At 62.5% G+C, this 13,459-nt stretch carries 13 protein-coding genes; 7 read left to right on the top strand and 6 right to left on the bottom strand.

Features of this window, described 5'->3' with window-relative positions:
- Window positions 1–12: 12 nt before the first annotated feature.
- Both ASB58_RS00090 and ASB58_RS00095 read left to right on the top strand, forming a co-directional pair.
- Window positions 13–588, top strand: a complete 576-nt coding sequence (locus ASB58_RS00090) for a cytochrome b (RefSeq protein ID WP_118129952.1) — start codon at window positions 13–15, stop codon at window positions 586–588.
- Window positions 585–1,160 carry a YceI family protein gene (locus tag ASB58_RS00095; RefSeq protein WP_096004348.1) on the top strand — a complete coding sequence of 192 codons (576 nt, stop codon included), beginning with the start codon at window positions 585–587 and terminating at the stop codon, window positions 1,158–1,160. The genes ASB58_RS00090 and ASB58_RS00095 overlap by 4 nt, the downstream gene beginning before the upstream one ends.
- Before the next feature lie 220 nt (window positions 1,161–1,380).
- Here the strand turns inward: ASB58_RS00095 and ASB58_RS00100 are convergent, their stop codons facing one another.
- Window positions 1,381–2,289, bottom strand: a complete 909-nt coding sequence (locus tag ASB58_RS00100) for a LysR family transcriptional regulator (RefSeq protein WP_118128916.1) — start codon at window positions 2,287–2,289, stop codon at window positions 1,381–1,383.
- 247 nt (window positions 2,290–2,536) lie between these two features.
- Between ASB58_RS00100 and ASB58_RS00105 the strand changes: the two genes are divergently transcribed.
- Both ASB58_RS00105 and ASB58_RS00110 read left to right on the top strand, forming a co-directional pair.
- On the top strand, window positions 2,537–3,721 hold the full coding sequence (locus tag ASB58_RS00105; protein ID WP_118128917.1) for an acyl-CoA dehydrogenase: 1,185 nt from the start codon (window positions 2,537–2,539) through the stop codon (window positions 3,719–3,721).
- A gap of 152 nt (window positions 3,722–3,873) precedes the next feature.
- The gene (locus tag ASB58_RS00110) at window positions 3,874–5,052 is read left to right on the top strand and encodes a CaiB/BaiF CoA transferase family protein (RefSeq protein ID WP_118128918.1); all 1,179 of its coding nucleotides are present in this window, start codon (window positions 3,874–3,876) and stop codon (window positions 5,050–5,052) included.
- On the opposite strand, the gene ASB58_RS00115 is transcribed toward ASB58_RS00110, so the two are convergent.
- Window positions 5,042–5,818: a GntR family transcriptional regulator gene (locus tag ASB58_RS00115; RefSeq protein WP_096004344.1), complete on the bottom strand. Its 777-nt coding sequence runs from the start codon at window positions 5,816–5,818 to the stop codon at window positions 5,042–5,044. The genes ASB58_RS00110 and ASB58_RS00115 overlap by 11 nt on opposite strands.
- Before the next feature lie 203 nt (window positions 5,819–6,021).
- On the opposite strand from ASB58_RS00115, the gene ASB58_RS00120 reads away from it, so the two are divergent.
- The 3 genes from ASB58_RS00120 to dld all read left to right on the top strand — a co-directional run bounded on the left by ASB58_RS00120 (window position 6,022) and on the right by dld (window position 10,659).
- Complete coding sequence (locus tag ASB58_RS00120) at window positions 6,022–7,716, top strand: L-lactate permease (protein ID WP_118128919.1); 1,695 nt, start codon at window positions 6,022–6,024, stop codon at window positions 7,714–7,716.
- 70 nt (window positions 7,717–7,786) lie between these two features.
- Window positions 7,787–8,926 carry an FMN-dependent L-lactate dehydrogenase LldD gene (gene lldD, locus ASB58_RS00125; protein ID WP_118128920.1) on the top strand — a complete coding sequence of 380 codons (1,140 nt, stop codon included), beginning with the start codon at window positions 7,787–7,789 and terminating at the stop codon, window positions 8,924–8,926.
- Complete coding sequence (gene dld, locus ASB58_RS00130; protein ID WP_118128921.1) at window positions 8,923–10,659, top strand: D-lactate dehydrogenase; 1,737 nt, start codon at window positions 8,923–8,925, stop codon at window positions 10,657–10,659. The genes lldD and dld overlap by 4 nt, the downstream gene beginning before the upstream one ends.
- A 23-nt stretch (window positions 10,660–10,682) precedes the next feature.
- Here the strand turns inward: dld and ASB58_RS00135 are convergent, their stop codons facing one another.
- From ASB58_RS00135 to ASB58_RS00150, 4 genes are read right to left on the bottom strand one after another with little or no spacing between them, the layout of a single operon-like run.
- Window positions 10,683–11,345 carry a lysophospholipid acyltransferase family protein gene (locus ASB58_RS00135; protein WP_202974571.1) on the bottom strand — a complete coding sequence of 221 codons (663 nt, stop codon included), beginning with the start codon at window positions 11,343–11,345 and terminating at the stop codon, window positions 10,683–10,685.
- A 7-nt stretch (window positions 11,346–11,352) separates the two neighbouring features.
- Complete coding sequence (locus ASB58_RS00140; RefSeq protein ID WP_202974572.1) at window positions 11,353–12,309, bottom strand: phosphatidate cytidylyltransferase; 957 nt, start codon at window positions 12,307–12,309, stop codon at window positions 11,353–11,355.
- Window positions 12,309–12,965 carry a CDP-alcohol phosphatidyltransferase family protein gene (locus ASB58_RS00145; protein WP_096004338.1) on the bottom strand — a complete coding sequence of 219 codons (657 nt, stop codon included), beginning with the start codon at window positions 12,963–12,965 and terminating at the stop codon, window positions 12,309–12,311. Before ASB58_RS00145 ends, ASB58_RS00140 begins: the two co-directional genes overlap by 1 nt.
- The gene (locus ASB58_RS00150; protein WP_096004337.1) at window positions 12,962–13,375 is read right to left on the bottom strand and encodes a hypothetical protein; all 414 of its coding nucleotides are present in this window, start codon (window positions 13,373–13,375) and stop codon (window positions 12,962–12,964) included. Before ASB58_RS00150 ends, ASB58_RS00145 begins: the two co-directional genes overlap by 4 nt.
- Window positions 13,376–13,459 lie beyond the last annotated feature (84 nt).

Raw genomic sequence — 13,459 nt, forward strand, 5'->3', positions numbered from 1 at the left:
AGTGAGGTAATGATGCAGTGGCGCAACACTAACGACAGATTTGGTCTGGTTACCGGCAGCCTGCACTGGCTAATGGCGCTGGCGGTGATCGGCCTGACTGCGCTCGGCCTGTGGATGACCAGCCTGACTTATTACAGCCCCTACTACACCAGTGCGCCGTTTTGGCACAAAAGCATCGGCCTGGTGTTTGCGGCGCTGCTGGTGCTGCGGCTGATCTGGCGCGCGGCGACGCCGTCGCCTGCGCATGTGGCGAGTCACCAGCGCTGGGAGCGGCGTCTGGCGGCCGGGGCGCAGTGGCTGATGTATGCCGCCATGCTGCTGATTGTGATCAGCGGCTATCTGATCTCGACGGCCAAGGGGCGTGGTGTCAGTCTGTTTGGCTGGGTTGAGGTACCGGCGCTGATCAGCAATCTGCCGGATCAGGCTCAGCGGGCAGGTGCCGTGCACTACTGGTTGGCTCTGGGACTGCTGGGCGTGGCGGGTGTGCACGCGCTGGGTGCGCTAAAGCACCACTTCATCGATAAGGACAATACCCTGCGGCGCATGCTTGGCATGCGGCTGCTCAACGCAACGGAGAACCGCAAATGAAAAAGCTGATTGCAGCGACCACCCTGGGCAGCCTGATGTTGGCCGCCGGCCTGGCCCAGGCGGCCGATTACCAGATCGACAAGCAGGGGCAGCACGCCTCGATCAACTTCAAGATCAGCCACTTGGGCTATAGCTGGGTGTATGGCCGTTTCAACGACTTTGACGGCACCTTCAGCTGGGATGCCGATAAGCCCGAGGCCAGCGCAATCAACGTGACCGTCAACACCGAGAGTGTTGATACCAACCACGCCGAGCGCGACAAACATATCCGTGGCGAAGACTTCCTCAATGTCTCCGAGAATGCGACGGCCACCTTTACCTCGACCGGTGTCGAAGTGACTGGCGACAATAGCGCCAAGGTCACTGGCGATCTGACCCTGAACGGGGTAACCAAGCCGGTGGTTCTGGACGCCAATTTTATCGGTGAAGGTGAGGACCCCTGGGGCGGCTACCGCGCCGGCTTTGATGCCACCACCACGCTCAAACTGGCTGACTTCGGCATCGACTACAACCTGGGGCCTGCCTCGGAAACCGTCGAGCTGATCCTGACGGTGGAAGGTGTGCGTCAGTAATCGCAACAAGCTTCATGTGTGCTCAGGGGCCTTCGGGCCCCTTTTTTTAGCTGCAAGCGGCAAGCTTCAAGCTGCAAGCAAAACCCGTGCGGGGCTCCATTGCGCGAGTTTATTCAGGCGGAGGTAGCTGCTCGACGCTACGGACACTCTCAGGACACCGCCGCCCATCCGGTTCTGCTTGCAGCTTGAAGCTTGAAGCTTGCCGCTTGCAGCCAATAACTTACATCTTGAGGCTTGCCGCTTGATAAGCCTGCGCCTGCTGCAGAATCCAGTCACGGAACGCGAGCAGCGCAGCCGACTCGGCCTTGCGCTCGGGGATCACCAGGTAGTAACCGTTGTCGGTTGCAAAGCTGCGCGGGCAGGGGCTGATCAGGCGGCCGTCGGCCAGCTCCTGGCGAATCAGAAAGGGCGGAATCAGCGCGATGCCCATACCGTGCATGGCCGCTTGCGCGAGCATCGAGAACAGCTCCAGCCGGGTGCCGTTGAGGTCGTGCTCGACGCGCATGTCGGCGGCGGCAAACCACTGGCGCCAGGCATAGGGGCGGGTGGTCTGCTGCAGTAGAGGCAGCTGGGCGATGTCCTCGGGCGTCAGCTCTTGGGCGGGAGCGATCAGCGCCGGGCTGCAGACGGGGATGGGCGCCTCGGGCATCAGGTAGTGCGTCTGGGTACCCGACCAGTCGCCGTCGCCGAAGTAGATAGCGGCGTCGAACTCGGTGTCGGCAAACAGGAAGGGGCGGGTGCGGTTGGTCAGGTTGACCGTGATCTGCGGATGCTGGCGGAGGAAGTGACTGAGCCGTGGCAGCAGCCATTGGGTGCCGAAGGTGGGTACCAGGGCCAACTCCAGCGTGGCGGTGCCCTGATTGCCCATCACCGACAGGGTGTCGCGCTCGACCGCATCCAGCCGGCTGGCGATGCGACGGCTGTAAATCTGTCCAGCGTCGGTCAATTTCACGCCCCGACGGGTGCGGCGAAACAGTTGAATATCAAGGAACGCTTCCAGGTTGGCGATCTGGCGACAGACTGCACTTTGGGTCAGCGAGAGTTCCTCTGCAGCCTTGGTGAAGCTCTCATGGCGAGCGGACGACTCGAAGCAGATCAGGGCCTGGGTCGGAGGGATCTTGCGGCGCATGGGGCGGGCTCCTTCGGAGCAGCTATAAGCTATAAGTATCAAGCGGCAAGCTGTCCGTGCGCTGAGCCGGGGTTGCTTGCAGCTTGAAGCTTGCGGCTTGTCGCTATGCAATTGGTCGGAGTTCCAATTTAGCACAGGTGTCTGCGCAAAAGACGCTTGTTTGCTGGTTTCTCTGTGCGTAGAGTCGCTGACAACCTGTGGTTCCGTGTCGGAACCTGCCCCCAACAAATCGAATATCGGAGTGCTCATGGCCGCATCCAAGGCAAGTTTCAACTGGGAAGATCCGCTGCTGCTGGATCAGCAACTGACTGAAGAAGAGCGCATGGTGCGTGACAGCGCGCGCCAGTACTGCCAGGACAAACTCATGCCGCGGGTGCTGAACTCGTTCCGTAACGAGCAGACCGACGCGGAAATCTTCCGTGAAATGGGCGAGCTGGGCCTGCTGGGTGCGACCATTCCGACCGAGTACGGCGGAAGCGGGCTGAACTATGTCTGCTACGGCCTGATCGCTCGCGAGGTTGAGCGCGTCGACTCCGGTTACCGTTCGATGATGAGCGTGCAGTCTTCGCTGGTGATGGTGCCGATCAACGAGTTTGGTTCCGAGGAGCAGAAGCAGAAGTACCTGCCCAAGCTGGCCAGCGGCGAGTTTATCGGCTGCTTCGGCCTGACCGAGCCGAACCACGGCTCCGATCCGGGCTCCATGGTTACTCGTGCGCGTAGCACCGAAGGCGGCTACCTGCTCAAGGGTGCCAAGATGTGGATCACCAACAGCCCCATTGCGGACGTGTTCGTGGTCTGGGCAAAAACCGACGACGACGTCATCCGTGGCTTCATTCTGGAGAAAGGCTGGAACGGTCTGAGCGCGCCGGCGATCAAGGGCAAGGTTGGCCTGCGTACCTCCATCACCGGTGAAATCGTGATGGAAGACGTGTTCGTTCCGGAAGAAAACATGCTGCCGCACGTGACCGGTCTGAAAGGTCCGTTCACCTGTCTGAACTCTGCCCGTTACGGTATCTCCTGGGGCGCGCTGGGTGCCGCCGAGTTCTGCTGGCACACCGCCCGTCAGTACACCCTCGATCGCCTGCAGTTTGGTCGTCCGCTGGCGCAGACTCAGCTGGTACAGAAGAAACTGGCCGACATGCAGACCGAAATCACCCTGGCGCTGCAAGGCTGCCTGCGTCTGGGCCGCATGAAGGACGAAGGTACTGCCGCGGTGGAAATCACCTCGATCATGAAGCGCAACTCCTGCGGCAAGTCGCTGGACATCGCCCGCGTTGCCCGCGACATGCTGGGTGGCAACGGTATCTCCGACGAGTACGGTGTGATCCGTCACGTGGTCAACCTGGAAGTGGTCAACACCTACGAAGGTACCCACGACGTACATGCGCTGATCCTCGGCCGCGCGCAGACCGGCCTTCAGGCGTTTTTCTAACGACTGAAGGCAGCTGCAAGCGACAAGCCGTTCTGAGTTGGATCGGCTTGTCGCATTCTCCTCACGCTGCATTGGCGTACCGCTCGTCCCCTTATCTTCGTATCCCGCACGGCCAGCTTGTGGCTTGAAGCTTGCCGCTTGGAGCTAAAGACATGAGTGCATTATCCGGTTTACGCGTTCTTGATCTGTCCCGTGTGCTGGCTGGCCCCTGGGCCGGGCAGATGCTGGCGGATCTGGGGGCGGATGTGGTCAAGGTCGAACGGCCCGGAGCGGGGGACGACACCCGTGCCTGGGGCCCGCCGTATCTGCGCGACGCGGATGGGCGTGACACTTCCGAGGCGGCGTACTTTCTGTCAGCCAACCGCAATAAGCGCTCGATCACCATCGACTTTACCCAGCCCGAAGGGCAGCAGCAGGTGCGTGAGCTGGTGCAGCGCGCAGATGTGCTGATCGAGAACTTCAAGGTTGGCGGTCTGGCGGCCTATGGGCTGGATTACCAGAGCCTGCAGGCGCTCAATCCGCGTTTGATCTACTGCTCGGTAACCGGCTTCGGTCAGCACGGGCCCTATGCCAAGCGGGCGGGCTATGACTTCATGATTCAGGCCATGGGAGGCCTGATGAGTATCACCGGCAAGGCCGATGGGGAAGAGGGGGCAGGGCCGGTCAAGGTCGGCGTGGCGCTGACCGATATCCTCACCGGGCTGTATGCCAGCAATGCCATTCTCGCCGCACTGGCTGAACGTGAGCGAAGCGGTCAGGGCCAGTACATCGATCTGGCGCTGCTGGATGTGCAGATTGCCTGTCTCGGTAACCAGGCGCTGAACTATCTCACCACTGGCGTGCCGCCAAAGCGGCTGGGCAACGCTCATCCGAACATCGTCCCGTATCAGGATTTCCCGACCGCCGATGGTGACTTCATCCTGACGGTGGGTAACGATGGCCAGTTCCGCAAGTTCTGCGAGGTGGCGGGGCATCCGGAGTGGGCGACTGATCCGCGTTTTGCCAGTAACTCGGCGCGGGTGGCCAATCGTGCCGAGCTGATTCCGCTGATTCGCCAGGTGACGGTGTTTCGCACGACGGCCGAGTGGATTGCCGCACTGGAACAGGCCGGTGTGCCCTGCGGGCCGATCAACGACCTTGACCAGGTGTTTGCTGATCCCCAGGTGCAGGCGCGGGGCACGCGCATCCGCATGGCTCACCCGTTGGCCGGCGAGGTAGATCTGGTGGCCAACCCGATTCGCTTGTCACGTACGCCGGTCGATTATCGCCGCCCGCCGCCGCTGCTGGGTGAGCACAACCGCGAGGTGCTGGCCGACTGGCTCAGCGACTGACCGGCCGCTCGCGCCGCTGGGCACGAGCGAGTCGTCGGCTTTCCTCTTCGCGCTCTTCCAATACGTCCTGTACGTAGCTGATGTGTTCACTGGCGATGTGTCGGGCATCGTCGGCGCGGCCCTGCATAATGGCGTCGAACAGCGCCTGATGCTGCTCAACCAGCATGCGTCGGGTCTCGCTGCGCAGCGCGTACATGCCACCGATATTGGTGACCACGTTACGTTTGAGCAGGTCGAACAGGCCGCGAATGGTGTGCAGCAGCACCAGATTGTGGCTGGCCTCGGCGATCGCCAGATGAAAGCGCGCGTCAGCCGCGCCTTCTTCTGCCCGTGAGGCCTTGCCCTCGCGGGCGTAGCACGCTTGCAGCGCATCAAAGGCCACCTGCAGGTGCTGGCGATCCAGTTCGGTGGCGCGTAGCGCGGCGTAGTAGGCGCAGTCGGCTTCCAGCGTGTGGCGAAACTCCAGCAGGTCTCTGTGGGCCTCCGGGCGGCCTTCGATCAGGCTCAGCAAGGGGTCGCTGAAGCTGGAGCCCAGCGAATCGCTGACATAGTTGCCGCCACCCTGGCGGCTGATCAACAGGCCCTTGGCGACCAGCTTTTGTACCGCCTCGCGCAGTGACGGGCGCGACACGCCGAACTGTTCGGCCAGCGCGCGCTCGGCGGGCAGGCGTTGGCCCGGCTGCAGCGTGCCCTCAAGAATCATGGTTTCCAGCTGCTCGACGATATTGTCGGACAGTCTGCGCTGTTTGATCTGGCCTATGTCCACGCTATGTTCCTTTGGTCTTACCAATCCTGCGAAGAGGGTAGCGGGCCGACGCTGTGCGTTCAACCCGGAATCAGCATCTATACCAAAGTCTACAGTCGCAGGTTTGACATGCTGCTGGTGCTTTTTTAATCTGGGCATCCATTTTTGTAAATTGGTATTACCAATTGGTGCTCGATCGCCAATAACAACTACAGGAGCGCTTCATGTCTTCCGGTTTTCTTGCCTTGATGGCCTTTGCCCCGATTCTGCTGGCGGGCATTTTGTTGATCGGTTTGCGTTGGCCGGCACGTCGTGCCATGCCGCTGGTATACCTGCTCAGCGCCGGTATCGCGTTGTTCGTCTGGGATATGAGCTTTAACCGGGTGCTGGCCTCGACCCTGCAGGGGCTGGTGGTCACTGTCGGCGTTCTGTGGATCATCTTCGGCGCCATTCTGCTGCTCAACACGCTCAAGCACTCCGGTGGTATCACCGCCATCCGCGCCGGTTTCACCACCATCAGCCCTGACCGCCGCATCCAGGCGATTATCATTGCCTGGCTGTTCGGCTGCTTTATTGAAGGTGCCTCCGGCTTCGGCACCCCGGCTGCGATTGCCGCGCCGCTGCTGGTGGCGATCGGCTTCCCGGCCATGGCGGCGGTGCTGATGGGCATGCTGGTGCAGAGCACGCCGGTGTCGTTCGGGGCAGTGGGTACGCCGATTATCGTGGGTGTGAACACCGGCCTGGATCATGCCGTGATCGGTGAGCAACTGGCGGCCGCCGGTTCCAGCTGGGAAGCCTACCTGCAGCTGATCACCAGTCAGGTGGCGATTGTGCATGCGCTGGTGGGTACCGCCATGCCGCTGGTCATGGTGATCATGCTGGTGCGCTTTTTCGGTCAGGACAAGAGCTGGCGCGCGGTATTCGAAGTGCTGCCGTTTGCCCTGTTTGCCGGCGTCTCCATGACCATTCCCTATGTGCTGGGCGGTGTCTTTCTGGGGCCGGAATTTCCGTCGCTGATTGGTGGTCTGGTCGGCCTGGCGGTGGTCACCACGGCCGCCCGCGCAGGCTTTCTGGTGCCCAAGCGGCAGTGGGACTTTGCACCGCGTGATAGCTGGCCGGCTGCCTGGATGGGTACGGTCGAGATGAAGCTGGAGGAGCTGACCGCACGCCCCATGAGCAGCTTCCGCGCCTGGCTGCCGTATCTGCTGGTGGGTGTGCTGCTGGTGATCAGCCGAGTCTTTCCTGAGGTCAGTGCTGCGTTCAAGGCGGTTGCGATTAACTTCACCGACATCCTGGGTGAGGCTGGCATCAGCGCTGGCGTGCAGCCGCTGTATCTGCCGGGCGGCATTCTGGTGATGGTGGTGATTGCGACCTTCTTCCTGCACCGCATGAAGCTGAGCGAGTTGAACAAGGCCACCGGTGAATCCTTTGGTGTGCTGCTCAGTGCCGGTTTTGTGCTGCTGTTTACCGTGCCGATGGTACGCATCCTGATCAACTCCGGTGTCAATGCCGCCGAGCTGCCAAGCATGCCGATCGTGATGGCCCGCTATGTGGCCGACAGCGTGGGTGGTATCTATCCGTTGCTGGCGCCGACCATCGGTGCGCTGGGTGCCTTCCTGGCTGGCTCCAACACGGTATCCAACATGATGTTCAGCCAATTCCAGTTTGGCGTGGCCAGCAACCTTGGCCTGTCTACTGCACTTATCGTATCGGTGCAGGCGATTGGCGCCGCTGCCGGCAACATGATTGCCATTCACAACGTGGTGGCGGCGTCGGCCACGGTCGGTTTGCTCGGTCGTGAGGGCACGATTTTGCGTCGTACAGTCTGGCCAACGCTGTACTACGTGCTGATGACCGGTCTGATTGCGCTCTTTGCTGCCTATGTAATGGGTGTTCGCGACCCGCTGATGGCGGGCTGATACCCTACTGTTGTCGCCCCGGCCTGGTTGCCGGGGCGTCGTCCGTTGAAGATTCGATGGGAACTCCGTGATGATCATTTCTGCCTCGACCGATTACCGTGCCGCCGCCCAGCGCCGGTTGCCACCCTTCCTGTTTCACTATATCGATGGTGGCGCCTACGCCGAGCACACGCTGAAGAAGAATGTCGACGACCTGGCCGGTATCGCCTTGCGCCAGCGGGTGTTGAAAGACATGGCGGAACTGAGCCTGGAAACCCGCCTGTTTGACGAGACGCTGAGTATGCCGGTGGCGCTGTCGCCGGTCGGCCTGACCGGCATGTACGCGCGTCGCGGCGAGGTCCAGGCGGCGCGCGCAGCGGCAGACAAGGGGATTCCCTTTACCCTGTCGACCGTTTCGGTCTGTCCGATTGAAGAAGTCGCACCGGCGATCAGCCGCCCGATGTGGTTTCAGCTTTATGTGCTGAAAGACCGTGGCTTTATGAAAAATGCGCTGGAGCGCGCCAAGGCCGCCGGTGTGACCACGCTGGTTTTCACCGTCGACATGCCGGTGCCCGGCGCGCGCTATCGTGACGCGCACTCGGGTATGAGCGGTCCGAATGCAGCGATGCGTCGTTACCTGCAGGCGGTGATGCACCCGCGCTGGGCCTTTGATGTCGGGCTGCTGGGCAAGCCGCACGACCTGGGCAATATCTCTGCCTACCGTGGTAACCCGACCGGGCTGGAAGACTATATGGGCTGGCTGGGGGCCAACTTCGACGCGTCTATTTCCTGGAAAGATCTGGAGTGGATTCGCGAGTTCTGGGACGGCCCCATGGTGATCAAGGGGATTCTCGATCCGGAGGACGCCCGCGATGCCGTGCGCTTCGGCGCCGACGGCATCATCGTTTCCAACCACGGTGGTCGCCAGCTGGACGGCGTGCTGTCGAGCGCCCGCGCGCTGCCGCCGATTGCCGATGCGGTCAAAGGTGATCTGAAGATTCTGGTCGACTCTGGTATCCGTACCGGTCTGGACGTGGTGCGCATGCTGGCGCTCGGTGCCGACTGCACCATGCTTGGCCGCGCCTTTATCTACGCGCTGGCGGCCGATGGGCAGGCGGGTGTGACCAATCTGCTGGAGCTGATTGAAAAAGAAATGCGGGTGGCAATGGTGCTGACCGGTGCCAAGTCGATCAGTGAGATCAAAGCCGACCTGCTGGTAGCCGCGTCATGAGTGCCGCGCATAGCCACCAGCGTGACGCCTTGCTGGAGCAGCTACGCAGTCTGGTTGGCCGCCGTTATGTGCTGACCGGCGAGCAGCAGACGCGGCGCTTTCGCAAGGGCCACCGTACCGGCGAGGGGCAGGTGCTGGCGGTGATCCAGCCCGGCACCCTGCTGGAGCAGTGGCAGGTCCTGCGGGCCGCGGTTGCGGCCGACTGCATCGTCATTATGCAGGCAGCCAACACCGGCCTGACCGGTGGCTCCACCCCGGATGGCGACAACTACGACCGCGATATCGTGCTGATCAGCACGCGCCGACTCGATGGCGTGCAACTGATCAATCAGGGTGAGCAGGTGGTCTGCCTGCCCGGCGCCACGCTGGATCGGCTGGAGCGCGAGCTGGCACCGCTGGGGCGTGAGCCGCACTCGGTGATCGGCTCCTCGTGCATCGGCGCGTCGGTGCTGGGTGGGGTCTGCAACAACTCCGGTGGCGCTCTGGTGCGGCGCGGCCCGGCCTATACCGAGCTGGCGCTCTATGCGCAGGTGCAGGCCGACGGCACGCTCACCTTGGTCAACCACCTGGGCATCGAGCTGGGCGACAGCCCGGAAGAAATTCTGACACGTTTGCAGCGTGGCGATTATCAGCCTGACGCGGTCCTCAACGAGTCCGCCAGGGCCTCCGACGCCGGTTATGCCGAGCACGTACGTGATGTCGACGCCGATACCCCCGCACGCTTTAATGCCGACCCGTCCCGCCTGTTCGAGGCCTCGGGCTCAGCCGGCAAGTTGTGTCTGTTTGCCGTGCGACTGGATACCTTTGTGAAGGAAGCCAGCACCGTGTTCTACATCGGCAGCAACGACCCGCAGGATCTGACCGACCTGCGCCGGCACCTGCTGACCAACCTGCCGAGTCTGCCGATTGCCGGTGAGTACATTCACCGTACCGCCTTTGATATCGGTGAGCGCTACGGCAAGGACACCTACCTGATCATCGACCGTTTTGGCACCGCCCGGGTGCCGGCTGCCTTTGCCATCAAGAGCCGAGTCGACGGTTTCTTCGAGCGTTTGGGGCTGCGCGGTGTGAGTGACCGTGTGATTCAGGCGGTCATGAATCTGTTGCCCAGTCATTTGCCAGAGCGCATGCGCGAGTACCGTAACCGCTTTGAACATCACCTGCTGCTGCGCGTGTCCAACGATACCGCTGCGCAGACGCGCGAGCACCTGAGCGGCTTTTTTGCCGGGAGTGATACCGGTGACTATTTCGAGTGCGACGACGACGAGGGGCGGCGCGCCTTTCTGCACCGTTTTGCCGTCGCGGGCGCCGCCATTCGCTACCGTGAGGTGCACCGCCGCGAGGTGGAAGACATTGTGGCGCTGGATATTGCCCTGCGTCGTAATGACCGGGACTGGGTGGAGACGCTGCCGGCGGAGCTGGAAAAGGATATGGTGCACAAGTTGTATTACGGGCACTTCTTCTGCCACGTCTTCCATCAGGATTACATCGTGCGCAAGGGGGTTGATCCGCTGGCAATGGAGCATCGCATGTGGGCGCTGCTGGATGAGCGCCGCGCCGAGTATCCGGCCGAGCATAATGTCGGCCATCTGTATGTGGCCAAGCCGGCACTGGCCGGCTTCTACCGCGAGCTGGACCCGACCAACAGCTTCAACCCCGGTATTGGCCACACTTCACGTCAGCGCGGCTGGGGTGAGTGCTGCGGTGGGCATGAGGAGCCGCACGGGCACTGACACCCGCGCTGGCGGCCAGCTCGTTAATCCTCCCAGCGCGCGTCGCGCCGGGTAATGCAGGCAGCCAGCAGGCTTTCCAGTGAGGCCTGCAGCTGATCCATGAAGGGCGCGCATTCCTGCTCGGCGCTGAGCGCCTCGCCGATAGCTACGTCGGCGTTGAACGGCACGATCATCGAGCCGCCCTTGGGCAGCGCTCGGCCCAGCCCGTGCATGGCAATCGGCACTACCTGGGTGCCGGCGTGGCTGCGGGCCAGATGATAAATACCCTTGCGCAGCGGCTGCAGCTCTTCTGCTTCGCCGCGACTACCTTCGGGGAACAGTAGCAGAATCTGGCCGTCGGCCAGGGCCTGCTGGCACTGTTCAAACACCTGCTCCTTGTCGACCTGACCCTGCCGGTCCAGCGGGATGATGCCGATCAGGTTGAGCGACAGCCAGGTGGTGAAACGATTGCGCAGAAAGTAGTCCGCCGCCGCCACCGGGCGTACCCGGTGCAGCTCGCCCAGCGGGTACAGCGCCATCAGCACCAGCGTATCCAGGTGGCTGTTGTGATTGGCGGCCAGGATCGCCGGGCCGTGGCTGGGTAGGCGTTGCTTGTTGTAGATGTTCAGGCCAAGCAGCAGGTACACCACCGGCTTGACGATCAGCAGGAAGAACAGCTGTTTGGGCAGGCGCTTGATCACGGACATGGCGACCTCAGTAGGTGGTGTAAACGAGGAAGTGGAAGAACAGCGGCGCGGTGTACATAAGGCTGTCGATGCGGTCGAGAATGCCGCCGTGGCCCGGAATCAGCTGGCTGGTGTCCTTGATGCGCAGGTCGCGCTTGACCGCCGAGACGGTCAGGTCGCCAATAAAACCGGCCAGCCCGATCAGCAGGCCAGCGCCGAGACCCAGCCACCAGGGCAGCGGCGTCAGCCAGGGCGCAAGCAGCGCGCCAAACAGGGTGGTGGTGGCCACCCCGCCAAGAAAGCCGGCCCAGGTCTTGTTTGGGCTGATCGCCGGCACGATCTTGCGGTTGCCGAACTTCTTGCCCCAGATGTATTGGGCAACGTCATTGAACTGGGTCAGGAACACCAGATAGATCACCAGGCCTACGCCGCCGCCGGCGGGGTTTTCTTCGGCGGGCAGCATCAGCAGATAGGCAACGTGGCTGATGGCGAACACGGTCGTCATGGTCGCCCACTGGTAGGAGCCGACCGCCCGGATAAAGCCCTTGGTCTCTCCCAGCATCAACAGGCCGAAGGGAATCAGCAGGAACAGGTAGACCGGAATAAACACGATGAACATGCCGTACCAGCCCATGCCGACCCAGTAGTACTGCAGCGGTACGGCCAGATACAGGGCGAGAATCAGCCGGCGGTCGGTGACCCGCACCGGCAGGATCGAAAAGAACTCACGCAGCGCGATAAAGCTCAGAATGGTGAAGAAGATCAGCGACGCGGTGGGGCCGATCATCAGCGCGGTGAACACCACGCCGACCATCACCCACCAGGAGTTGATGCGCTGTTTCAACTCCAGGTAGCCGTCCTCGCTCAGGCGCGAGCGCAGCAGCAGTTGAGTGATGCTGGCGAGGATCAGCATGGCCACCACCACCAGCATCGCGCACAGGGTGTTGGGCGTCAGGTCGAGCATGAAGGGCAGGCCGATATCCATTATTCAATCCCCCGGCGTTGCAGTCGCAGATAGGCGCCGACCAGCCGGCGCACAACCGTCAGGCCACTGCCGACGGCGATGATGATCAGGCTGATCCACAGGATCAGGCCCGGCTGCTGCCACAGCGGGTCGAATGCCGACAGCAGGCAGGCACCGGTCAGGACCGCCATGCGCTGCTGCTTGGCCAGCGGCCCGCGAAAGTCCGCCGGCAGGCCCAACGAGACACCCAGCACGCGTACATAGGCGGTCATGACCGCCAGCAGCGCGCCCAGCCAGGCCAGCCACTGGGCCGATTCGAAACCGGGCACGGCGAAGCCGCAGGCAACGATCAGCAGCGGGTCGGCGATGCGGTCAGGCACATCGTTGAACAGCTCGCCCGCCGGCGTCTGCTTGCCGCCCTCCATCGCCACCATGCCGTCGAACAGGTTGCACAGCAGACGCAGCTGGATGCACAGCGCGGCAATGACCAACCAGATCGAGCGTGCGCCGCCCAGCTGCTGGCCCGAGTAGACCAGTGCGACGGCGCCGGCCAGGGCAAACAGTACGCTGAGCACGGAGATCTGATTGGGCGTCACGCTGCGCTGACTGAGCCAGGCGGCAAAGCGGGTCATGATGCGCTGGTCGCGAATCTTCAGGGGGCGGCGGTTGTCGGTCATGGGGCCTCGTTGCAGGCCTGCTCGCGCTGCAGGCGCAGACACAGGAACAGGCAGTAGGTGAATGCCAGGGCGGTGGGCGGAAGGATTGTTTGCCAGAGTGCATGGGTCTGGTGCCAGCTGTGGACCAGATAAAGCAGGGTGAAGCTTGCGCTGACAATCAGCAGGGGGGGCAGCAGCAGACGCGCTGCACCGCTGGGCAGTTGGCGGAACAGGGCCTTGGCGGCAACCGCCATGACCAGTGTCATCAGAGCGCTGGCGCTACCCTGCAGCAGCCCGGCGATCAGGGCATGGTGCGGATCGCTTGACCAGTTCGCCAATAGCGCCCAGCCGCCCCACAGCACGAAGGCCAGCGCTGCGGCGAGCAAACGCCCGGCCAGGCTATTGGCAAAGGAAGTGGCGGTCGGCTGCATGAACGTCCCTGTGGCGGCAGTGCGGCCCGTCAGCTTACGCCGGAAGTCGATGTCTGGCGAGTCTGACGGCAGCGTGCTGTGATG

This window comes from Pseudomonas abyssi (assembly GCF_003444685.1).
Classification (GTDB): domain Bacteria; phylum Pseudomonadota; class Gammaproteobacteria; order Pseudomonadales; family Pseudomonadaceae; genus Halopseudomonas; species Halopseudomonas abyssi.

What these genes read in the sequence shown, in the direction of transcription:
- ASB58_RS00090 (WP_118129952.1), top strand. Translation starts at nt 13, where the DNA reads ATGCAGTGGCGCAACACTAACGACAGATTTGGTCTGGTTACCGGCAGC.
- ASB58_RS00110 (WP_118128918.1), top strand. Translation starts at nt 3,874, where the DNA reads ATGAGTGCATTATCCGGTTTACGCGTTCTTGATCTGTCCCGTGTGCTG.
- ASB58_RS00120 (WP_118128919.1), top strand. Translation starts at nt 6,022, where the DNA reads ATGTCTTCCGGTTTTCTTGCCTTGATGGCCTTTGCCCCGATTCTGCTG.
- ASB58_RS00145 (WP_096004338.1), bottom strand. Translation starts at nt 12,965, where the DNA reads ATGACCGACAACCGCCGCCCCCTGAAGATTCGCGACCAGCGCATCATG.
- lldD (WP_118128920.1), top strand. Translation starts at nt 7,787, where the DNA reads ATGATCATTTCTGCCTCGACCGATTACCGTGCCGCCGCCCAGCGCCGG.
- ASB58_RS00135 (WP_202974571.1), bottom strand. Translation starts at nt 11,345, where the DNA reads ATGTCCGTGATCAAGCGCCTGCCCAAACAGCTGTTCTTCCTGCTGATC.
- ASB58_RS00140 (WP_202974572.1), bottom strand. Translation starts at nt 12,309, where the DNA reads ATGGATATCGGCCTGCCCTTCATGCTCGACCTGACGCCCAACACCCTG.
- ASB58_RS00095 (WP_096004348.1), top strand. Translation starts at nt 585, where the DNA reads ATGAAAAAGCTGATTGCAGCGACCACCCTGGGCAGCCTGATGTTGGCC.
- ASB58_RS00105 (WP_118128917.1), top strand. Translation starts at nt 2,537, where the DNA reads ATGGCCGCATCCAAGGCAAGTTTCAACTGGGAAGATCCGCTGCTGCTG.
- ASB58_RS00150 (WP_096004337.1), bottom strand. Translation starts at nt 13,375, where the DNA reads ATGCAGCCGACCGCCACTTCCTTTGCCAATAGCCTGGCCGGGCGTTTG.
- dld (WP_118128921.1), top strand. Translation starts at nt 8,923, where the DNA reads ATGAGTGCCGCGCATAGCCACCAGCGTGACGCCTTGCTGGAGCAGCTA.
- ASB58_RS00100 (WP_118128916.1), bottom strand. Translation starts at nt 2,289, where the DNA reads ATGCGCCGCAAGATCCCTCCGACCCAGGCCCTGATCTGCTTCGAGTCG.